Below are 20,417 nucleotides of genomic sequence, written 5' to 3'. Positions count from 1 at the left end.
ATATTGGGTGAATCATGGCGTTGAATGGCGCTGAATATATCAGCATTGTCATTGCAATCGAGCGAGGTATTGGGGTTTCGGAGAAGTTAATGGAACGGATTTGGGTTTTTGCGGCTGTTGCCGCGCTTCTGGCCGGGTGTGGGGCCACCAGCGATAGCGATGATGATTGTGTCCGGGATAATCCGCTGCAGGAATGTCAGTCTTCGTCAGGGAGCGACGATGGGTCGGATGAGGACGATTCCGGTGATGGCAGCACCGAAGGCGGGACCGATGGCGACTCCGGGAGCGGCGGCAGCGACGGTGGCGCGGCAGGAGGCGATGACGTAATCGGCGGAACTCCGACGACCATGGAGGAGATCGAAGGGGCGGTGGCCAGCTTCAGCTTTGCCTCTGACATGAGCGCGCTCACCGTTCAGATCAATGGATTGGACTCCAGCCCTGTCAGTGCGCTCTATGAACGCAATGACCGGCTCACCAATGTGATGGGTCTTGAAGATTATGTGGCCTACTCGGTGCAGGAGGACCCTCTTGATAGGTTCTTCCTTGCGCTTGGGGGCATGAGCACGGACGGAAGTGTATCCGCTGTGGCCGTCGGGGATGGCGGCCAATTCAATACGGTTTTCCAGGACGGCTACTACCGGCGTGTCGGAGCGTTTGATCCGCCCGATTTTGAGAACGACCCGGCCTCGGGGCAGGTTTCCTACGTCGGGAACTATGCTGCGGTGACGAATGTGGTCACGCGCGAGGGTCTGGACCTGAAACCGGTGGGCACGCTGCCGGATGATTACGCAGAACTTGACCAGCCGGGGCAGCCGGTTCCGATGACCGGCGTGATTTTCCTAAATGTCAATTTTGCGGAAGCCGCGCTCAACGGACAAATCCTGAATCGAAAGATGTACGATCCGCGCGACGCCCAACCACAAGGGGTCGGTGGGATCACCGGTGCCAGCAACATCATCCTTGAGGAAGGCACGATCGACGAGATCGGTGAGTTTGCAGGCAATGGCGTATTCGAGGACGAGTCTCTCGCTGGTACCTTCTCCGGTGTCTTCGGCGGCGAAGGCGCAGCCTATGCGGCAGGCAATACCGAGCTTTCGTGGTCGATCTCTTCGCTCTTTGGAGAAGAAGGCGACTACGACGTGAAAGAAGTCGGCATGTTCGTCCTGACCCAGTGCGGTAAATCCGGCGCGCGGGAAGACATCTGCAGCCTTGTAGATCATTAAGACGCAACGATGCTACTGACTTGCTTGCGCCACGCGGCGCTTGCCGTTTCCGGCGCCCTGTTTCTGACTTGTCAGGATGGGGCGCTGGCCGATCCCGCCGCGGCGGACAGAACCGCTTCGGTGTCTTCCGAGGCCGCCTCTGCGTTTGCCGGCATGACCCTGAACGCGGCGCAATTGCGCATCGCGGCGCTGCGGGCCGTGCAGCTCGGCCATTTCGAACTGGCGGCGGAGCTCGGGGGGTTGTTGCTGCGCGCCGATCCTGAAGACGCCTATGGCCATTTCGTCATCGCGCAGGCGGAGCTGCGGGGCGGGGATACCGAGCAGGCCCGCCGGGCCGCGCGGCAGGCGCTGCGCTATGCCGAGACCGATGTGCAGAAACACGAGGCGGCGCGGGTCATCGCGGCAGCCTATGCGCGCGACGAGCGGTATTTCCTGTCGCAGATCTGGATGCGCCGGGCGCTGATGGTGGCGCCGAGCGAGGCGCTGGAGGCGCGGGCAGGGCGCGAGTTTCAGGCGCTGCGCGGCGCGTCCCGGCTGCGGTTGTCGGCCAATCTGGGCATCGCGCCTTCGTCGAACGTCAATGGCGGCGCTTCGGAAGAGATCAGCACGGTGGACGGGCTGCCGGTGGTTGGCATCCTCTCGCCCTCGGCGCAGGCGCTTGCGGGCACCGAGGCGCAGGGCGAACTGGCGCTGAGCTACGCGATCCAGCGCGATGCGCGGTCCGAAACCCGGCTGCGTGGTTTCAGCTCGGTCCGGCGGATCTGGCTCACCCCCGAGGCGCAGGACAAGGCGCCGGATGTGGACAACGGTGATTTTGGGTCGTCGGCGCTGGAGTTTGGCGTGCAGCACCGGCGAAGGCTCGGCGACACGGGGCCGGTGCTGGGCGCGAGCGCCACGCTTGGCCGCGCATGGCAGGGCGGCGAGCGCGCTTATGATTACCGCCGTGCGGCGTTCAGCCTGATCCAGCCCGTGGGCACGCGCAGCGCGCTGATCGCCGGGGTGTCTTGGCAGGGGCAGAGCGACGCGGACACCGAGTTCAACGACGTTCAGACCCGCGGCGCACAGCTGGGCCTGAGCCATGATTTCGGCGCGCCGGGCAAGGTGACGCTGATGCTGATGGGCGGCGAGGCCGAGTCGGACAATGGCCAGATCGCCCGCACCACGCGCGGCGCGCAGCTGGCCTATACGCCTGCCGAAGCCTTGGGGCCGGTCGAGCTTGATCTGTCGCTGTCCGCCTACAAAAGCCACTATCCCGATTACAGCGTTCTGCTGCCGGTGCCGGGCGGGCGCGAAGACAAGACATTCCGCGCCGATGTCGACGTCGCGTTTACCAAGCTCGACTACGCTGGCTTCATGCCGGTGCTCAATATCAGCGGCGCGCGCTCGGACAGCAACGTGAGCCGGTTCGAAACGGAAACCCTGTCTTTCAGCCTCGGCTTCAAGTCGCGCTTCTGAATGTGAAGTCTCGACAAGCGGGCCGGGCCTGCTAGCCTGTTGGTCCGGGCCCGGGTTCCGGCCGGTGGTCCGTGGCGCGGCGTGCTTTGCCGGGCTGCCGGGGTGCTGGATGCGCCTTGCCGGTCCCGCGACGGACCTGCCACAGAGCGCCGGCTGCGGCCACGATCCTTGGCCCGACTCGAAGAGCATACGATTAAGACGAAAGGGCAAGAAATGCCGATCCGCTATCTGCACACCATGGTTCGCGTGAAGGATCTCGATAAATCCATCGCCTTCTACGAACTGCTCGGCCTGAAAGAGCGCCGCCGGATCGAGAACGAGAAGGGCCGCTTCACGCTGGTCTTCCTCTGCCCGCCCGAGCAGGACGATGGCACCGCCGATATCGAACTGACCTACAATTGGGATGGCGACGACGGGCTGCCGTCGGATTCGCGCCACTTCGGCCATCTGGCCTATTCGGTGCCCGATATCTACGCCGCCTGCCAGACGCTGATGGACGCGGGCGTGACGATCAACCGCCCGCCGCGCGACGGCCACATGGCCTTTGTGCGCTCGCCCGACAATGTGTCGATCGAGCTGCTGCAGCAGGGCGATGCGAAGGACCCCGCCGAACCTTGGGCGAGCATGCCCAACACCGGCCACTGGTGAGCCGAGCCGGTGGGGGTGCGTCTCTCTGCCGTTCTGAGTGTCGGGCTGAGCCTCGGGCTGAGTCTCGGGTTGGGCTTTTTCGGCACCGGCGCTCTGGCGCAGCAGACGCATTGCCGACTGGCGCTGCTTTTGGCGCTCGATGTCTCCTCTTCGGTGGATGACAGCGAGTACCGGCTGCAGAAAGAGGGATTGGCCGGCGCGCTGCGCGATCCCGACGTGCGGCGCGCGATCCTCGAGGGCGGCGGCACCGTCGCCCTTTCGGCCTATGAATGGAGCGGGCGCAACCAGTCGCAGCTTGTGATGGACTGGGTGATGCTGAGCGATGAAGCGTCGATCGACGCTGCGGTCGTCCGGCTGCTGAGCGCGCCGCGCAGCTACAACCGCTACCCCACGGCGATGGGCTATGCGCTGGGATTTGGCGCGGGCATTCTGGAAACCGCGCCGGTTTGCGAGCGGCGGGTGATCGACGTGTCGGGCGATGGTATCACCAATGACGGCTTTCGTCCGCAGCAGGCCTACACCCATTTCCCCTTTGAGGGGGTGACGGTGAACGGGCTGGCGGTGATGGGCTCGGACCCGCGCGTGGTGGAATATTTCGAAGGTGAGGTGCGGCACGGGCCGGGCGCTTTTGTCGAGATCGCCGCGGGCTACGAGGATTTTCTTCGCGCGATGACGCGCAAGCTGTTTCGTGAGCTCAATGATATGATGGTGGGCGAATTGGTGCCCATGCCTGCGCTGCCGGGTCCCTTAGAGACGGAACTGCGCTAGGCCGCGCTTGGCGCGCAGGGGCCGCGACCCTATATCGGGCGCAAGAGCATCTGCGCGGAGTGTGATCCATGGGATATGCAAAGACGGCCCTGCTGATGGCCGCGATGACCGCCCTGTTCATGGGGCTGGGCTATCTGATCGGGGGCAGCACCGGCATGGTGATCGCGCTGATCTTTGCTGGCGGGATGAACGCCTTTTCGTGGTGGAACTCCGACAAGATGGTGCTGCGCATGCATGGCGCGCAGCCGCTGGCACCGGGCGACCGCTTTGGCCTGCATGAGATGGTGGCGCAGCTGTCGCGCAATGCGGGGCTGCCGGTGCCCAAGGTCTATCTGATGGACAACCCGCAGCCCAACGCCTTTGCCACCGGGCGCAACCCGCAGAATGCGGCGGTGGCGGTGACCACCGGGCTGATGCGCAGCCTTTCGCGCGAGGAACTGGCCGGGGTGGTGGCGCATGAGTTGGCGCATATCCGCAACCGCGACACGGCGATCATGACGGTGACGGCGACGTTTGCCGGGGCGATCTCGATGCTGGCCAACTTCGCCTTCTTCTTTGGCGGCTCGCGCGACGAGAACCGCATGGGGCTGGTGGGCACGCTGGCCATGATGTTCCTTGCGCCGATGGCGGCGGGGCTGGTGCAGATGGCGATCAGCCGGACGCGGGAATATGCCGCCGACAAGGCGGGGGCCGAGATCTGCGGCAATCCGCTGTGGCTGGCCTCGGCGCTGGGGCAGATCCAACGCGGCGCGGCGCGGATCGACAATCTGCGAGCCGAGGCGAACCCGGCCACGGCGCATATGTTCATCATCAACCCGCTGCATATGCACAAGCGCGACAACCTCTTTGCCACGCACCCGGCGACCGAGAACCGGATCGCTGCGCTGAAGGATCTTGCGGCGCAGGGTGGTTTTGGTCAGGGCGGCCTCGGGCAGGGCGGACCTCGTCAGAGCGCCCATCCGCAGAGCAGCGCCGCGCGTGGGGCAGGAACGGCCGATTGGTCCGGCGCGGGTGCCGAGTTTGACGGTGAGGAGCAGAGCCGCCCGAGCGTTGCGGGGCGTCCGCGCCCGGTGCCGCGCAAACGGCGCGACCGCGACGAGGGGCCTTGGAGTTGATCGAGAGTTGATCGCGAGAGCTGACCGAACGCCGGGCCCCCAACATCCAGCCTAGTAGATGTACCTGATCTGGTCGGTCCAGAACCGCTCAAGCCGGCGCAGACCTGTGTTCACATCCTCCAGCCCTTCGAGATCGACGATCTGACGCGCCTCCAGCCCTTCGGAGTGGCGGCGGAACAATTCGTCCACCAGATCGCGGATGTGACGGCCCTGATCGGTGAGCCGCACGCGCACCGAGCGGCGATCGATCTCGCACCTCTGGTGGTGCATATAGCCCATCTCGACGAGTTTCTTGAGATTGTAGCTGACGTTCGAGCCCTGATAGTAGCCGCGCGATTTCAGCTCACCCGCGGTGACCTCATTGTCGCCGATGTTGAACAGCAGCAGCGCCTGCACCGCGTTGATCTCTAGGATGCCGACGCGCTCGAACTCGTCTTTGATCACGTCGAGCAGCAATCGGTGCAGCCGCTCGAGCAGCGATAGGGTTTCCAGATAGCCGGCCACAAAGCCCGTGACCGGCCGGTTTCCCAAGGAAGCGTGAATGCTCATGACCGTCTCCGCCAGTACCGAATGAGCAATGGTTCTGGCGGGAAAAGACCAAGAATGCGTTAAATCTAGTCAGATGCGCCGAAAAGCGCGAATGTCGCGCTTTCCGGCCCGGCCCGATCCGCTCGCAGATCAGCCAGCGGAGGCGACGCGCGCGATGTCGGCGATCAGCGGGCGCAGCTCTTCGGGCGCGGGGCGCTGGCCGGAGATCCACTGATAGAGATCGGGGTCGTATTCTTCGAGCAGCGCCTCGAAAGCGTCGAGCTCTGCGGCGTTCATCTGGTCGAGCTTGGCGTCGCAGTAGCGCACCAGCAGGATATCCATTTCCTTGGTGCCGCGGCGCATCGAGCGCATCCGCAGCCGCTTGAGCCGATGCTCATGGGTTTCCCCGGTTGTCTGAGCCGTCATCTCACGCCCCTTCCTTCAAGAGCTTGCGCAGTTTCTTCTCGAGGCGGCCGAGACGTTCGCCCGCAGCGCGCATTTCGCCGCGCAGCGTGCGGAGTTCAAGCAGCGTTTCATCAAGGTCGGGTGAAATCTGCGGCTCTTCCTCGCCCGGGGCCGAAACACCGTCGCCTTCGCCGGTGATCAGCCAGACCATCGGCACGTTGAGCAGCCCGGCCAGCATCTGCAGCCGGTTGGCGCGCGGCTCGGAGAGATCATTTTCCCATCCTTGCAGCGTCTTGAGGCGCACGCCGAGGCGTTTGGCCAGCGTCTCCTGCTCCATCCCGGCGGCTTCGCGGGCGGCGGCGAGGCGGTCGCCGAAGGTTGCGGCCTCGGGGCCGTACCAGTCGTTCTCGTCTTCCATGACATCTCCTGTCGCGACCTAGGGGAAGTCGCTTGAACGGTGTCGGGCCGCAGCCTATGACATGAGGCGCAGCAATACAAACGGTGGCATAATGTCCTTTCTTTCCGACACTCTCTCTCGCGTGAAACCTTCGCCGACCGTGGCGGTGACACAGCTTGCCAACGAGCTGAAGGCCGCGGGCAAGGACGTTATCGGTCTTGGCTCGGGCGAGCCGGATTTCGACACGCCCGATCACATCAAGGCCGCCGCCATCGCCGCGCTCGACGCGGGCAAGACGAAATACACCGCGCCCGACGGCATCATCGAGCTGAAGCAGGCGATCTGTGCCAAGTTCAAGCGCGACAACGGGCTGACCTACACGCCGTCGCAGATCTCGGTCAGCACCGGCGGCAAGCAGGTTCTGTTCAACGCGCTGCTGGCGACGTTGAACCCGGGCGACGAGGTGATCATCCCGGCGCCCTATTGGGTGAGCTACCCGGATATGGTCAAGCTGGGGCAGGGCGAGCCGGTGTTCATCGACGGCGCGCCCGAGCGCGGCTACAAGATCACCCCCGAGCAGCTTGACGCGGCGATCACGCCGAAGACCAAGTGGTTCCTGTTCAACTCGCCGTCCAACCCCTCGGGTGCGGGCTATTCGCGCGCCGAGTTGAAGGCGCTGACCGACGTGCTGATGAAGTACCCGCACGTCTGGGTGCTGTCCGACGACATGTATGAGCACCTCGCCTATGACGACTTCGAATTCTGCACCCCCGCAGAGGTGGAGCCGGCGCTTTACGAGCGCACGCTGACGGTCAACGGTGTGTCGAAAGCCTATGCGATGACCGGCTGGCGCATCGGCTATGCCGGCGGCCCCGAGCATCTGATCGCCGCGATGCGCAAGATCCAGTCGCAGAGCACCACCAACCCCTGCTCGATCAGCCAATGGGCGGCGGTCGAGGCACTGAACGGGCCGCAGGAGTTCCTTGGCGAATGGGTCGAGGTCTTCAAGCGCCGCCGTGATCTGGTGGTGAACGCGCTCAACGCGGTGGACGGTATCGAATGCCCGACCCCCGAAGGCGCGTTCTACGTCTACCCGACGATCGACGGCCTGCTGGGCAAGACCTCGGCGGGTGGCACCAAGATCGAGAACGACGAGGCCTTCGCCAAGGCGCTGCTCGAAGAGCAGGGCGTCGCGGTGGTGTTTGGCGCGGCCTTCGGTCTGTCGCCGGCGTTCCGCATCTCTTACGCCACCTCGGATGAGGCGCTGACCGAGGCGTGCAAGCGCATCGCGGCCTTCTGCGAAGGGCTGAGCTGATGAACGGGGCGCTGCCGGACTTCTACTACCGGGTTCGCGACAACGGGGCCATGGTGTTCCGCGTGGACGGCGAGAACCGGCAGCGCCGCATCGAGATGGACCAGATCGCCGTGGTCAATCTCAACAAGGGCGAGATCAAGCCGCATGGCGAGCATGTGCTCTCGGATGAGGAGACCGCCGAGATCACCGCGTGGATGGAGGCGCGGCAGGCGCTGCTGGCGCGGCGGGCGCTCGACGACATTCACCGCACGGTGGATGGGCTCAATGTCACCGCGCAATGGGCGCAGTCGAAGGCCAGCGATGATGACCTCGACGAGGTGACCGATGCGCTGCTGCTGGCGATGCACGACCTGCGCAGCGTGCTGGTGCGGCGGCGGGCGGACCGGATCCTCAAAGGCGCGGCCCAGAAGGACTGAGCCGGTGCCGCGGCTTGGCTACTCGCCGAACTGCGCGCAAATCCAGTCGAACACCTCGCGCACCTCGCTGGAGGGCGCGCGCGACAGCATTCTCACCATATAGCCGCGCGGGCTCTGCAACTCGACAGGCAGGGCAGGGACCAGCGTGCCGGCCTCGATCCGGCTGTCGGTGAGGCCGCGCCATCCCAGCGCGATGCCGAGGCCGCGCTCGGCTGATTGGATGACGTGATCGTAGCTGTTGAAGCTGATGCGCTCGCCGCGTGTCTGCGCGCCGCCGGGATCAAGCTGCGACAGCCAACTGCTCCAGGTGAACCACGGCGCGTTGACCGCGGCGGTCAGCTCGATCAGCGGCAGCGCCCGCAATTGGTCGGGTCGCGCGAGATCGGGGTGCTGCTCCAGAAAGGCGGGGCTGCAGACCGCCTGCACCCGCTCGGGAAAGAGGCAGCGAAGGGCCTCGGTGTCTTGCTGCCGGGTCTCCATCCGCACCATCAGATCGACCTCGGGGCCGGGGGCGCTGTCGGGCAGCTGCCGGGTCAGCAGCGAGATCCCGAGATCGGGGAAGGCGGCGCAGAGCGAGGGGAAGACCGGCAGAAAGCGTAGCCCGGCAAAGGCCAGATCGGTCTCGATCACCACGGTGCGGCGGCGTGCCGGGCGTTGCAGCCGGGCAAAGGCAGAGGCCGCCTCGCCGAGATGCGGCGCGATGGCATCATGCAGGTCCTGCCCGGCGCGGGTCAGGCTGACGCCGCGCCGCTCGCGGTGCAGCAGCGGTTGGCCCAAAGACTCCTCAAGCGCCTTCATGCGCTGGCTGAGCCGCGGCTGCGAGAGCCCGGCAAGCTCCGCCGCGCGCGACAGCTGCCCAGTCTGCGCAACCAAAAGGAAGAGGCAGAGGTCGGCGCTGTAGCGGCTGAATGTGCTATAAGAATTGCCAATATCAGACATAAGCAGATTTCGCGGTTCATCGGGGCAAAAGTCAACTACTGTCTCGGAAACTTATATCACGACACCAAAGGCGATCGCGTCACGACCCTGGCCCTATGCGGGACCGGGGGCGATCTGTGGCGATGACGGACCCGCCGGTCTGTTCGCTTGCCGGGTGTCGCCCCATGACACGGAAAGGACTGCGCCCCGAATGAGCACTCAAGGCCGCCCCAATATTCTGATCTTCATGGTCGACCAGCTGAACGGCACGTTCTTTCCCGACGGTCCCGCCGACTGGCTGCACGCCCCGAACCTCAAGGCGCTGGCCGCGCGCTCGACCCGGTTTCGCAATGCCTATACCGCCTCGCCGCTCTGCGCGCCGGGACGGGCGAGCTATATGTCCGGCCAGTTGCCCTCGCGCACCGGGGTCTATGACAACGCCGCCGAGTTCGCCTCGTCGATCCCCACCTATGCGCACCATCTGCGCCGCGCGGGCTATCAGACCTGCCTGTCGGGCAAGATGCACTTTGTGGGTCCGGACCAGTTGCACGGCTTTGAAGAGCGGCTGACCACCGACATTTACCCGCCCGATTTCGGCTGGACGCCGGACTACCGCAAGCCGGGCGAGCGCATCGACTGGTGGTATCACAACATGGGCTCGGTCACCGGCTCGGGCGTCGCCGAGATCTCCAACCAGATGGAGTATGACGACGAGGTTGCCTATAACGCCACGCGCAAGGTCTACGACCTTGGCCGCGGCAAGGATGACCGCCCGTGGTGCCTGACGGTGAGCTTCACCCACCCGCATGATCCCTATGTGGCGCGGCGCAAATACTGGGACCTCTACGAGGACTGTGAGCACCTCGTGCCCGAGGTCGGGCCGATCCCCTACGAGGATCACGACCCGCATTCCAAGCGCATCTTCGACGCCAACGACTGGCGCAGCTTCAACATCACCGAAGAAGATGTGCGTCGCTCGCGCCGGGCTTATTTCGCCAATATCTCCTATCTCGACGACAAGATCGGCGAGGTCATGGAGGCGCTGCGCGGCACCCGGCAGGAAGACAACACGATCATCCTGCTGGTGTCGGACCACGGCGACATGCTGGGCAACCGTGGATTGTGGTTCAAGATGTCCTTCTTCGAGGGCTCGGCGCGGGTGCCGATGATGATCGCCGCGCCGCAGATGATGCCGGGGCGGGTCGACACTCCGGTCAGCAACATCGACGTTTGCCCGACGCTCTGCGATCTGGCGGGCGTGCCGATGGACGAGATCACCCCCTGGACCGATGGCGAAAGCCTCGTGCCGCTGGGGCAGGGTCGGGCGCGCGAGACGCCGGTGGCGATGGAATATGCCGCCGAGGCCTCTTACGCGCCGCTGGTCTGCCTGCGCGAAGGGCGCTGGAAATACACCCGCTGCGCGCTCGACCCCGATCAGCTGTTCGACCTAGAGGCCGACCCGCATGAGCTGACCAATCTCGCGGGCGATCCCGCGCACGCCGAGACGCTGGCGCATTTCAGCGCCATGGCCGATGCGCGTTGGGATCTCGACCGCTTCGACGCAGAGGTGCGCAAAAGCCAGGCGCAACGCTGGATCGTCTACGAGGCGCTGCGCAACGGCTCGTATTTCCCGTGGGATTTCCAGCCGCTGCAGAAGGCGTCGGAACGCTACATGCGCAACCACATGGACCTCAACGTGGTCGAGGAAAACGCGCGTTTCCCGCGCGGCGAATAAGCCGCAGTGACAGAACTGGCGCGCGGCCCACCCGCGCGCCCAACCCGGACGTTCAAAGGGCGCCACGACCGGGAGACATCAAAGCCCGCACAACAGGGACACATGCCGATGGCAAAGATTGAACCTCCCCTCTCAGATCTGCCGATCAAGACCGCCGACAAAGGCTTTTACAACGGCTTCTCGCTCGATGTGACCGTGACCTCCAAGCTCGCCGTGGGCGGGCTGGTGCTCTGGGCCGTCGCCTTCCCCGATCAGGCCGGAAACGTGCTTGGCGGGCTCAACACCTTCATCCTCGCCAACTTCGCCACGTGGTACATCTACGTGATGGCCTTCTTCGTGATCGTCTGCCTCGCGCTGGCGGCCTGGCCGGCGGCGGGCAAGCTGAAGCTGGGCCATGACGACGAGACACCGGAGTTCGACAACTTCTCGTGGTTCTCGATGATGTTCGGCGCGGGCATCGGCGTCGGCATGCTGACATGGGCGGTGGCAGAGCCGATCTACCACTTCCGCAACAACCCCGAGGTGATCCAGGGGCTGGCCGACGGCGAGAGCATGAACAACTTCATGAACGCCTATAAGTACAGCTACCTGCATTGGGGCTTCTCGGCGTGGTCCTCCTATGCCATCGCCGGGCTGGCGCTGGGGTATTTCACCTATCGTCGCGGGTTGCCGCTGACCATCCGCTCGTCGCTGACGCCGCTCTTCGGCAAGGCGCTCTCTGGCCCGCTCGGCCACCTAGTCGACATCGTGGCGGTGATCGCCACCATCCTCGGCGTGGCGCAGACGCTGGGCTTCGGCGTCGAGCAGTTCGTCGCGGGCATGAGCAAGATCGGCATCGGCGACTGGCTGGTGACCGAAGAGGGCAACGCCTCCCCGGCGGGCATCGTCGTGGCACTGGTGGTGATCATGGGGGCCTCGACGCTCTCGGCGCTGTCGGGCGTGGGCAAGGGCATCAAGTGGCTGTCGAACCTCAACATGGCGCTGTCGATCTTCCTGCTCGCCTTCCTGATGATCTTCGGCTCCACATGGTTCGGCCTGCAGGCGCTGTTCATGGGTATGGTCGATTACATCATCGCGCTGCCGAAGATGCTGTTCACCGTCTACCGCCCCGATGGCACCGAGACCGGTGACGCGCTCTCGGGCTGGCAGGGCGCCTGGACGGTGTTCTACTGGGCATGGTGGGTGGCCTTCGCGCCCTTCGTAGGTCTGTTCCTCGCCCGTATCTCGCGCGGCCGCACCATCCGCGAGTTCGTGCTAGGCGCGATGATCGTGCCGTCGATCATGTGCTTCGTCTGGTTCTCCTTCGCGGGCGGCACGGCGATCGACATGGAGCTTTCGGGCCTCGCCGATGGGGCGATCTTCGCCTCCACCGATGGCGGCAAGATCTTCACCATGACCGGCATCATGCTCGGCGATGTGCTGGGCTGGGGCATGGCGGTGATCATCGTGATCCTGCTGATGACCTATCTCGTCACCTCGGCGGACTCGGCGGTGCTGATCGTCAACACGATCAACGCAGCGGGCGACGAAGGTCCGAAGGCGCGGCCCCACATCATTTTCTGGGGCGTCACGCTGGGCGTCGTCGTCGGGGCGCTGCTGCTGGTCGGCGGGCTGACCGCGATCCAGACCGCCATGGTCATCGGCGCGCTGCCCTTCTCGGTGGTGATGCTGCTGATGTGCTTTGGCCTCTTCAAGGCGATCTACCGCGACGGGCTGCGCGCCCGCCACGGGGTGCCTTCGGTCACTGTTGAGCTGCCGCCCGCGGAGTGATCCAAAGCGGCACGATGGGGAGCCGGCCGGTGCAGCGATGCGCCGGCCGGTTTCCTTTTGCGTGCGTTGGCTTTGTTCGAATGTCCGCAAAGCGGTGCCAACGAGTGCGCTCTGACCGGATTGTTTCCCTATGCGCGGGTGCTTCGGTAAAATGCGGCGAAAGTTTGACTTGCTCTCCGCCGATGCTAGCCTGACCCTAAAGCAGTCCGGATTTTCCGTGTGTGAGGAATAAGATGCGAGTTCTCGAGCTTTGTGCCGCGCTGGCGGCGGTGACGATTTCGGCGGGCACGGTTATGGCCGGCAGCCAGGGCTATCCGGGCGATATGTATCTTCCCGGTCAGGCGGGCTTTGCCGTCGGCGGCAGCGACCAGCCGCTCATTCAAGCCTATCCCGGCCCCAATATGTGCACCCAAGGCAAGCAGCCGGTGATTGCGGGCGGGCAGATCTGGTGCGACGTGCCCACCGGTGGCACCTATTACAACCCGGCCAACTATGTGGCGCCGCGCGCCGCTGCGGTGCCCCTGCCGCGCGCCTATGCGCCGGTCGGCGAGAAGGGCGTCGCCTACCAATAACGGGCGGCACCGGGGAGGGCCGCAGATAGGGACTCTGAAGGGGCCCTTAGTGGCTTGGCTTTTTCCGGCGAGCCGCGTATACGCGCGGCTTGAACCAATTCCGGGAACCATCGCCATGCAGGGCAGTGCCAACCTCAACATCATGATCAAGGCCGCGCGCAAGGCGGGCCGCTCGCTGGTCAAGGACTTTCGCGAGGTCGAAAACCTTCAGGTCTCGATGAAAGGGGCGGGCGATTTCGTGTCCCGCGCCGATATCGCCGCCGAGAAGATTCTCAAAGAAGAGCTTCTGGGCGCGCGCCCGACCTACGGCTGGCTGGGTGAAGAGGGCGGCGGTCAAGACGGCGAGGATCCGACCCGGCGCTGGATCGTCGATCCGCTGGATGGCACCACCAACTTCCTGCACGGGCTGCCGCATTGGGCGATCTCCATCGCGCTCGAGCACAAGGGCAAGATCGTCGCGGGTGTGGTCTTTGACCCGGCCAAGGACGAGATGTTCTACGCCGAGAAGGGCGCTGGCGCATGGCTCAACGACTCGCGCCGCCTGCGCGTCTCGGGCCGTCACCGGATGATCGAGGCGATCTTCGCCACCGGCGTGCCCTTTGCCGCCAAAAAGACCCTTCCCGCCACGCTGAAGGACTTTGCCCGCCTGATGCCGGAATGCGCCGGTGTGCGGCGCTGGGGCTCGGCGGCGCTCGATCTGGCCTATGTGGCCGCGGGCCGCTACGACGGCTACTGGGAGCGTGAGCTGAACATCTGGGACATCGCCGCGGGCTCGCTCATTGCGCTCGAAGCCGGGGCGATGGTCGAGGGCGTGCGCGAAGATCAGGACCCGATGGAAACCGGTTCGATCCTCTGCGCCAGCAACAACATCTTCGATCCCTTTGCCAAGGTGATCCGCGAAATCTGACGCCGCGCCGCGTATTTATCGGAACAATGAAAGGGGAGCCGCACGGCTTCCCTTTTTCTTTGCGCTTCTTCTCTTTCCAAATACGCCCGCCGGAGGCGGTCCGGCACCTGCCGCCCGCTCAGCGGTCGGACGGATGGTTGACCCCATCGGTCCAGGGGATCTCGTATTGCGACGGGTTCACGCCGTCGATTGCGCCCATATTGACGCCATACTCATTGGGGTTCGAGCGGCGGCGGTGGTACATGTAGATGCCGCAGACCGAGCAGAAATAGTGTTGCGCGGTGTTGGTGCCAAATTGGTAGAGCGTCAGCCGGTCCGCGCCTTTCACCACCGTCACGCCATCAAGCGGCGCCGAGACTGCGGGCGCGCCGCGGCGGCGGCAGAAGGAGCAGTCGCAGCGGCGGGCGGTGCTCAGCCCATCGACCAGCGTCACCGACAGCTCGCAGGCGCCGCAGTGGCAGGTGACCCTAACGGGGCCGTCTTTGAATGCGGGATCGTTCAGTGACGTGACCATGGACCCTTCCTTCCGCTTCCATTGTTCCGGCGCCCGGCGCGCGGGACATGCGTCCGGCTCATAACATAGCGTGCCTCGGGGTGGGGAGGGGTGCCGTGGGTGCGGCTCCAGAAGGCCGGGCCGCCGCGCGCCAGCCAGACCGGCGCGATCATCGCGATACCCGCGAGGAAACCGCCCACATGCGCCCAATAGGCGACGCCGCCCTCGGCCCCGGCGCTGCCGATGCCGCTGAAGATCTGCATGCCGAACCACACCGCCAGTAGCAGCCACGCGGGCACGGGCAGCACCTTGAAGATGATGATCAGGATGATGAGGATATCGACCCGCGCCTTGGGGAACATCAGCAGATAGGCGCCCATCACCCCGGCGATGGCGCCCGAGGCGCCGACGGTGGGCACGGTCGAGGTCGGATCGGCGACGAATTGCAGCAGCGCCGCCGCGACGCCCGCGGCGAGATAGAAGAGCAGATAGCGCACATGCCCCAGCGCGTCCTCGATATTGTCGCCGAAGATGAACAGGAACAGCATGTTGCCCAGCAGGTGCATCAGCCCGCCATGCAGGAACATCGAGGTCAGGATGCCGCTGTAGCCATAGCCTTCGGCAATATGCGCCGGGAACAGCGCCCAGCGGTCGAAGAAGGCGTTGAGCGCGCGTGGATCGCCGAAGAGCCCCCAATAGCTGAGAAAGATCGCCACATTGGCGAGGATCAGCCCGTAGGTGACATAGGGCGTGCGGCCCGAGGGGTTGTGATCGCGGATCGGAAACATCGCGCAAAGAGTGACGCGGCGGCGGGCGGCGTCAAGGGCGGATCTCGAGGGCGGATCGTCGCTGGCACCGCGGTGCGCAGGAAAAGGGCCGCCCCGAAGGGCGGCCCGTTGCTTTTACATATTGCCGCCGAGCAGCGCGGCGTTGCCTCCCGAGGCGGTGGTGTCGATGCAGACGTGACGCTCGGCGCGGGCGTGGCCCTTGTCGGGGGCGCCGGTGATCAGTGTCAGGATCGGGCCCTCGCGTCCGGCCAGCGCCTGCCGGTAGGCGCTGGCCGCACCGGCATCGCCCCACCAGAGCGCCGCAGAGATGCCGCTCAGCGTGGCCAGCGTTTCGGGGGCGACCTTGCCGTGCGCGGTGATCGCCACGCCGCCAAGCGCGCGGATCGCGTCGGCCTGCGCCTCGGCGGCCTCCTGACCGGGGCCCATGCAGAGCACCGGCTCGCGCGCCAGCGTCATGTACTGGTTCGCCTCACCGGTCGGGCCGGGCAGGTCGCGGCGCTCGGGCTGGGGGGCGCAGCCAGCGGTCTTCAGCGCCTCCTCCAGCCGGGCGGCAACCTCATCAGTGCTCCAAGTGCCGCCCGCCATGGGCGCGGGATGCGCGCGGAAGCGGTCGACATAGAGCGGCCCGCCCGCCTTCGGCCCGGTGCCCGAGAGCCCCTCGCCGCCGAAGGGCTGGCTGCCGACGATGGCGCCGATCTGGTTGCGGTTGACGTAGATATTGCCCGCGTGCACGCGCTCGGTGACGTGCTGCACCCGGTCGTCGATCCGCGTCTGCAGCCCGAAGGTGAGGCCGTAGCCACGCGCGTTGATCGCGTCGATCACCTTGTCGAGCTCTTCCGAGCGGAAGGTGGCGACATGCAGCACCGGGCCGAAAATCTCACGCTCCAGATCGTCGATGCCCTTTACCTTGATGAGCGTCGGCGGCACGAAATACCCGGTTCCGGGCACGCTGATCTGTTTGATCAGGCGACCATCCGCCCGGGCTGCCTGCACATGGGCGTCGATGCCGTCCTGCGCCTCGGCGTCGATCACCGGGCCGAGGTCGGTCGAGAGGTGCCACGGGTCTGCCGGGTTGAGCGCATCCATGGCGCCCTTCAGCATTTCGATGAAATGCGGCGCGATGTCTTCCTGCACGTAGAGGCAGCGCAGCGCCGAGCAGCGCTGGCCCGCCGACTGGAAGGCCGACTCGACGATCGCCTGCACGGCCTGCTCGGGCAGGGCGGTGCTGTCGACGATCATCGCGTTGAGCCCGCCGGTCTCGGCGATGAAGGGCGTGCCGGGGGCGAGATGTTTGGCGATGGACTTATGGATGATCTGCGCGGTCTCGGTGGAGCCGGTGAAGGCGACGCCGTTCACCGCCGGGTTCGAGGTGAGCGCCGCGCCCACGTCTCCGGCACCGGGCAGCAGTTGCAGCGCGGTTTTCGGCACCCCGGCCTCGTGCAGAAGCTGGATGGCGCGATAGGCGATGAGCAGCGTCTGCTCGGCGGGTTTGGCAAGCACGGCGTTGCCCGCCGCAAGCGCGGCGCTGAGCTGGCCGGTGAAGATCGCCAGCGGGAAGTTCCACGGGCTGATGCAGGCAAACACGCCCTGCGGCGCAGCGCCTTCGGTGCGGGCCGCGTAATAGCGCAGGAAGTCCACCGCCTCGCGCAGTTCGGCGACCGCATCAAGCTGGGTCTTGCCAGCCTCGCGGGCGAGCACGGCGAAGAACTCGCCGAAGTTGGCCTCATAGAGATCGGCGGCCTTGTTCAGCACCGCAGCGCGCTCGGCGGGCGAGGCGCTCCACGGCTGCGCGGCGGTCGCAGCGGCGGCGACGGTCTCGGGGGTGGCCCATGTGATCTCGCCGGTCTTTTGCAGGGTGGCGGGGTTTACCACGTCCTCGGTGGCGCCCACGGGCGCGTCACAGGCGAGCAGCGGGCCGGCCTGCCAGACATGGCCTGCGAAAGGCGCGCGCGCCGCCTCGATACGGGCGATGGTGGGTCGGTCGGTGAGATCGAAGCCTTCGGAGTTGGCGCGCTCGGGCTGGAACAGCTCGGGGCCGCGGGCGAGCGTGCGATCATCCTTGGCGGCGAAAGGATCGGCGGCCACGGTCTCGGGCGCGACGCTTTCATCGACGATCTGGTTCACGAAGGAACTGTTGGCGCCATTCTCCAGCAGACGGCGGACGAGATAGGCCAGCAGGTCGCGGTGCGCGCCGACGGGCGCGTAGATGCGGCAGCGGGTCTTTTCCTTGTCGTGGACGATCTCGTGCAGCCGCTCGCCCATGCCGTGCAGACGCTGGAATTCAAAGCTGTCGCGGTCATCGCCAGCCATGTGCAGAATCGCCGCCACCGTGTGGGCGTTGTGTCCGGCGAATTGCGGGTAAATGCGGTCGGTCATGCCCAGCAGCTTGCGGGCGTTGGCGATGTAGGAAATGTCGGTGTTGTGCTTGGCGGTGAACACCGGGAAATCGGTCAGGCCCATGACCTGCGCGCGCTTGATTTCCATGTCCCAATAGGCGCCTTTCACGAGGCGGACCATGATCTTGCGGTCGAGCCGCTGGGCGGTGGCATAGAGCCAGTCGAGCGTCTGGCTGGCGCGCTTGCCGTAGGCCTGCACCACCACGCCAAAACCGTCCCAACCGTCGAGGCTGCGCGCGGCCAGCGCCGCCTCGATCACGTCGAGCGAGATGGCGAGGCGGTCAGCCTCTTCGGCGTCGATGTTGAGGCCGATCTTCGACTGGGCGGCCATTTCGCACAGTTCCACCAGACGCGGCACCAGCACGCGCATCACGTCGGCATGCTTGGCCTCTTCATAGCGCGGGTAGAGCGCCGAGAGCTTGACCGAGATGCCGGGGTTGTCGCGCAGATCGTCCTTTTTGGCGGCTTTGCCGATGGCGCGGATCGCGTCGGCATAGGCGGTGAAATAGCGCAGCGCGTCGGGCTCGGTGCGCGCGGCTTCGCCCAGCATGTCGTAGCTGTAGGTGTAGCCCTTGGCCTCCTGCTGCGACCCACGCTTCATCGCGCTCTGGATGGTCTCGCCCAGCACGAATTGCGCGCCCATTTCCTTCATCGCGCGGCCCACGGCCTTGCGGATCACCGGCTCGCCCAGACGGCGCATGGCCGAGCGCAGGTGGCCGACGGGGCCGGGGCGCTGGTTCGGATCGAGCACCTTGCCGGTGAGCAGCAGCGCCCAGGTCGAGGCATTGACCAGCGGAGAGGTCGACCGGCCCATGTGCTTGCCCCAGTCCGAGGGCGCGATCTTATCCTCGATCAGCGCGTCGATAGTCTCGGCATCGGGCACACGCAGCAGCGCCTCGGCAAGGCACATCAGCGCGATGCCCTCGTCGGTCGAGAGACCGTATTCGGCGAGGAAGACCTCCATCAGTCCCGGCTTGGCGCTGCCACGGATGGCGCGCACGAGGTCTGCGCCGCGGGCGCCGATCTTGGCGCGGTCGGCCTCGCTCAGCGCGGCAAGCTCGCGCAGGCGGGCAATGGTCAGAGCCTCATCGGCATAGGTGGCGGCATCCATTTCGGCGCGCAGGTCGTGCAGGGTGTCGTAGGGCATGGTTCTCTCCGGGCGTTTGCTCTAAGATACAGCAGGTCTGGCAGTCGAATTTCCTTAAAAGGGTATTTCTAGGGGGCGAGTGATCCGAAAATGATGGAAGTCACGATGCAAAACGTCACGGACGAATTCGATAGGTTCGACCGGGCGATTCTCACCACGCTGGCCGAGGAGGGGCGGCTGTCGATCACCGAACTGGCGCGGCGCATCGGGCTGTCGAAAAGCCCGACGCAGGCGCGTCTCCGGCGGCTTGAGGACCTTGGCGTGATCCGTGGTTATCGCGCCATTCTCGACCCGATCCAACTTGGGCTCGACCATGTGGCCTTCGTCGAAGTGCGCATGTCCGACACGCGCGAAAGCTCTCTCGACGCCTTCAACGCGGCGGTGGCGGCGATTCCCGAGATCGAGCAGGTCCATCTGATTGCAGGAAATTTTGACTATCTTCTCAAGGTCCGCACCTCGGATATGCGCAGCTACCGGCGGGTTCTGGCCGAAAAGCTTTCGACCCTGCCGCATGTCTCGACCACATCGACCTATGTTGCGATGCAGGCGGTCAAAGAAGACGGGCTGGCCGAAATCTCTGGCTGAGCGGCGGCCCATAGCGGCAAAGGAGGACGTCCGATGCGAGGTTTGACGATCATGGCGCTGTGCCTTGTGGCGGGGCCGCTGGCGGCACAGGAACTTCCGGTGCATGTGGAGCTTTCCTGCGACGAAGGGGCGGCGTCGCTGACCCTGCAGGGCGAAAGCGGCACGCTGCACTATAGTGGCGCGGAAATGCCCATGGCGCGGGTGCAGGCGGCCTCTGGCGTGAAGCTGGAGTCGATCGACGACCCGGAAACCTTCGTCTGGACCAAGGGCGAGGACGCGATGATGCGCATCGCCGGGCAGGACCTGAGCAATTGCACGGTCGCCACGACATCCGAGGTGACCGGCACCCCATGGACCTTGGCCACGCTTGATGGCGCGCCGGTCACCGATCCGGCGCCCGAGATCAGCTTTGGCGAGGATGGCACCCTGAGCGGCAGCGCCGGGTGCAACACGTTCACCGGCACTTGGGCGACGGAAGAGGGCATGCTGGAAATCAGCCCGCTCGCCACCACGCGGAAGGCCTGCGAGCCCGGCGTGATGGCGCAAGAGGATGCGTTTCTGGCGTTCATGGGCGCGCTGTCCGACCTGCGCTTCGGCCCGGAAGGAGAGCTTCAGTTGATCGCTGATGACGTCACGAGAGCGACCGCGACGCGCTGATCTGCTGCGTCGCGCCCTCTGGCCAAGCGTGCCGAAATCCGGCACAGAGGGCGCGGGCCCGCGTGGTGGAATGGTAGACACAGGGGACTTAAAATCCCTAGCCTTTATGGCGTGCCGGTTCGAGTCCGGCCGCGGGTACCACTGATCAATCCCAAAGCATTGTTTTGCATCGGCTTTTG

Annotated in this window: 20 protein-coding genes and 1 tRNA gene; 14 read left to right on the top strand and 7 right to left on the bottom strand. The window is 65.4% G+C overall.

Annotated elements, in window-relative coordinates; genetic code table 11:
- Positions 1-14 precede the first annotated feature (14 nt).
- From AYJ57_RS26190 to htpX, 5 genes are all read left to right on the top strand, one after another.
- Complete coding sequence (locus tag AYJ57_RS26190; RefSeq protein WP_193789511.1) at positions 15-1,223, top strand: hypothetical protein; 1,209 nt, start codon at positions 15-17, stop codon at positions 1,221-1,223.
- Positions 1,224-1,232: 9 nt separating this feature from the next.
- Complete coding sequence (locus AYJ57_RS05045; RefSeq protein WP_066102101.1) at positions 1,233-2,678, top strand: hypothetical protein; 1,446 nt, start codon at positions 1,233-1,235, stop codon at positions 2,676-2,678.
- 213 nt (positions 2,679-2,891) lie between these two features.
- A complete protein-coding gene (locus AYJ57_RS05040) occupies positions 2,892-3,326 on the top strand; it encodes a VOC family protein (protein WP_066102097.1) in 435 nt (144 codons plus the stop codon).
- A 57-nt stretch (positions 3,327-3,383) separates the two neighbouring features.
- Positions 3,384-4,094, top strand: a complete 711-nt coding sequence (locus tag AYJ57_RS05035; protein WP_066106676.1) for a DUF1194 domain-containing protein — start codon at positions 3,384-3,386, stop codon at positions 4,092-4,094.
- 68 nt (positions 4,095-4,162) lie between these two features.
- A complete protein-coding gene (gene htpX, locus AYJ57_RS05030; protein ID WP_083191149.1) occupies positions 4,163-5,209 on the top strand; it encodes a zinc metalloprotease HtpX in 1,047 nt (348 codons plus the stop codon).
- Positions 5,210-5,260: 51 nt separating this feature from the next.
- Here htpX and AYJ57_RS05025 read toward each other — a convergent pair whose 3' ends face one another.
- The 3 genes from AYJ57_RS05025 to AYJ57_RS05015 all read right to left on the bottom strand — a co-directional run bounded on the left by AYJ57_RS05025 (position 5,261) and on the right by AYJ57_RS05015 (position 6,560).
- Positions 5,261-5,758, bottom strand: coding sequence for a MarR family winged helix-turn-helix transcriptional regulator (locus AYJ57_RS05025; protein WP_066102094.1), 498 nt, complete (start codon positions 5,756-5,758; stop codon positions 5,261-5,263).
- Between the two features lie 129 nt (positions 5,759-5,887).
- The gene (locus AYJ57_RS05020) at positions 5,888-6,163 is read right to left on the bottom strand and encodes an FAD assembly factor SdhE (RefSeq protein WP_066102091.1); all 276 of its coding nucleotides are present in this window, start codon (positions 6,161-6,163) and stop codon (positions 5,888-5,890) included.
- A 1-nt stretch (position 6,164) separates the two neighbouring features.
- Positions 6,165-6,560 (bottom strand): helix-turn-helix domain-containing protein, encoded by a 396-nt coding sequence (locus AYJ57_RS05015; RefSeq protein ID WP_066102088.1) that lies wholly within the window; start codon positions 6,558-6,560, stop codon positions 6,165-6,167.
- 91 nt (positions 6,561-6,651) lie between these two features.
- Between AYJ57_RS05015 and AYJ57_RS05010 the strand changes: the two genes are divergently transcribed.
- Positions 6,652-7,854 (top strand): pyridoxal phosphate-dependent aminotransferase, encoded by a 1,203-nt coding sequence (locus AYJ57_RS05010; protein WP_066102085.1) that lies wholly within the window; start codon positions 6,652-6,654, stop codon positions 7,852-7,854.
- On the top strand, positions 7,854-8,270 hold the full coding sequence (locus AYJ57_RS05005; protein WP_066102082.1) for a hypothetical protein: 417 nt from the start codon (positions 7,854-7,856) through the stop codon (positions 8,268-8,270). The genes AYJ57_RS05010 and AYJ57_RS05005 overlap by 1 nt, the downstream gene beginning before the upstream one ends.
- 18 nt (positions 8,271-8,288) lie before the next feature.
- Here AYJ57_RS05005 and AYJ57_RS05000 read toward each other — a convergent pair whose 3' ends face one another.
- Entirely contained in the window at positions 8,289-9,209 is a 921-nt protein-coding gene (locus tag AYJ57_RS05000) for a LysR family transcriptional regulator (protein WP_066102080.1), read from the bottom strand.
- Between the two features lie 190 nt (positions 9,210-9,399).
- Here AYJ57_RS05000 and betC point away from each other — a divergent pair, with 190 nt between their 5' ends.
- The 4 genes from betC (at position 9,400) to AYJ57_RS04980 (ending at position 14,172) form a co-directional block, all read left to right on the top strand.
- Positions 9,400-10,923 (top strand): choline-sulfatase, encoded by a 1,524-nt coding sequence (gene betC / locus AYJ57_RS04995; RefSeq protein ID WP_066102077.1) that lies wholly within the window; start codon positions 9,400-9,402, stop codon positions 10,921-10,923.
- A 108-nt stretch (positions 10,924-11,031) separates the two neighbouring features.
- Positions 11,032-12,693, top strand: a complete 1,662-nt coding sequence (locus tag AYJ57_RS04990) for a BCCT family transporter (protein WP_412093998.1) — start codon at positions 11,032-11,034, stop codon at positions 12,691-12,693.
- A 233-nt stretch (positions 12,694-12,926) separates the two neighbouring features.
- A complete protein-coding gene (locus tag AYJ57_RS04985) occupies positions 12,927-13,265 on the top strand; it encodes a hypothetical protein (protein WP_066102071.1) in 339 nt (112 codons plus the stop codon).
- 115 nt (positions 13,266-13,380) lie between these two features.
- Positions 13,381-14,172 carry an inositol monophosphatase family protein gene (locus AYJ57_RS04980; protein WP_066102068.1) on the top strand — a complete coding sequence of 264 codons (792 nt, stop codon included), beginning with the start codon at positions 13,381-13,383 and terminating at the stop codon, positions 14,170-14,172.
- A gap of 118 nt (positions 14,173-14,290) precedes the next feature.
- Here the strand turns inward: AYJ57_RS04980 and AYJ57_RS04975 are convergent, their stop codons facing one another.
- From AYJ57_RS04975 to putA, 3 genes are all read right to left on the bottom strand, one after another.
- Entirely contained in the window at positions 14,291-14,686 is a 396-nt protein-coding gene (locus tag AYJ57_RS04975) for a GFA family protein (protein WP_066102065.1), read from the bottom strand.
- On the bottom strand, positions 14,671-15,453 hold the full coding sequence (locus AYJ57_RS04970; protein WP_066102062.1) for a rhomboid family intramembrane serine protease: 783 nt from the start codon (positions 15,451-15,453) through the stop codon (positions 14,671-14,673). Before AYJ57_RS04970 ends, AYJ57_RS04975 begins: the two co-directional genes overlap by 16 nt.
- A gap of 114 nt (positions 15,454-15,567) precedes the next feature.
- Positions 15,568-18,996: a bifunctional proline dehydrogenase/L-glutamate gamma-semialdehyde dehydrogenase PutA gene (gene putA, locus AYJ57_RS04965; protein WP_066102059.1), complete on the bottom strand. Its 3,429-nt coding sequence runs from the start codon at positions 18,994-18,996 to the stop codon at positions 15,568-15,570.
- 105 nt (positions 18,997-19,101) lie between these two features.
- On the opposite strand from putA, the gene AYJ57_RS04960 reads away from it, so the two are divergent.
- From AYJ57_RS04960 to AYJ57_RS04950, 3 genes are all read left to right on the top strand, one after another.
- Entirely contained in the window at positions 19,102-19,581 is a 480-nt protein-coding gene (locus tag AYJ57_RS04960) for an Lrp/AsnC family transcriptional regulator (protein ID WP_066106673.1), read from the top strand.
- A 33-nt stretch (positions 19,582-19,614) separates the two neighbouring features.
- Positions 19,615-20,238, top strand: coding sequence for an META domain-containing protein (locus AYJ57_RS04955; RefSeq protein WP_083191148.1), 624 nt, complete (start codon positions 19,615-19,617; stop codon positions 20,236-20,238).
- A 56-nt stretch (positions 20,239-20,294) separates the two neighbouring features.
- Positions 20,295-20,379: transfer RNA gene (locus tag AYJ57_RS04950), tRNA-Leu, on the top strand.
- Positions 20,380-20,417 lie beyond the last annotated feature (38 nt).

The organism is Salipiger sp. CCB-MM3, assembly GCF_001687105.1.
Lineage (GTDB): Bacteria > Pseudomonadota > Alphaproteobacteria > Rhodobacterales > Rhodobacteraceae > Salipiger.
The sequence above is the reverse complement of the archived record's forward strand: the minus strand, read 5'-3'. Positions and strand labels throughout refer to the sequence as shown.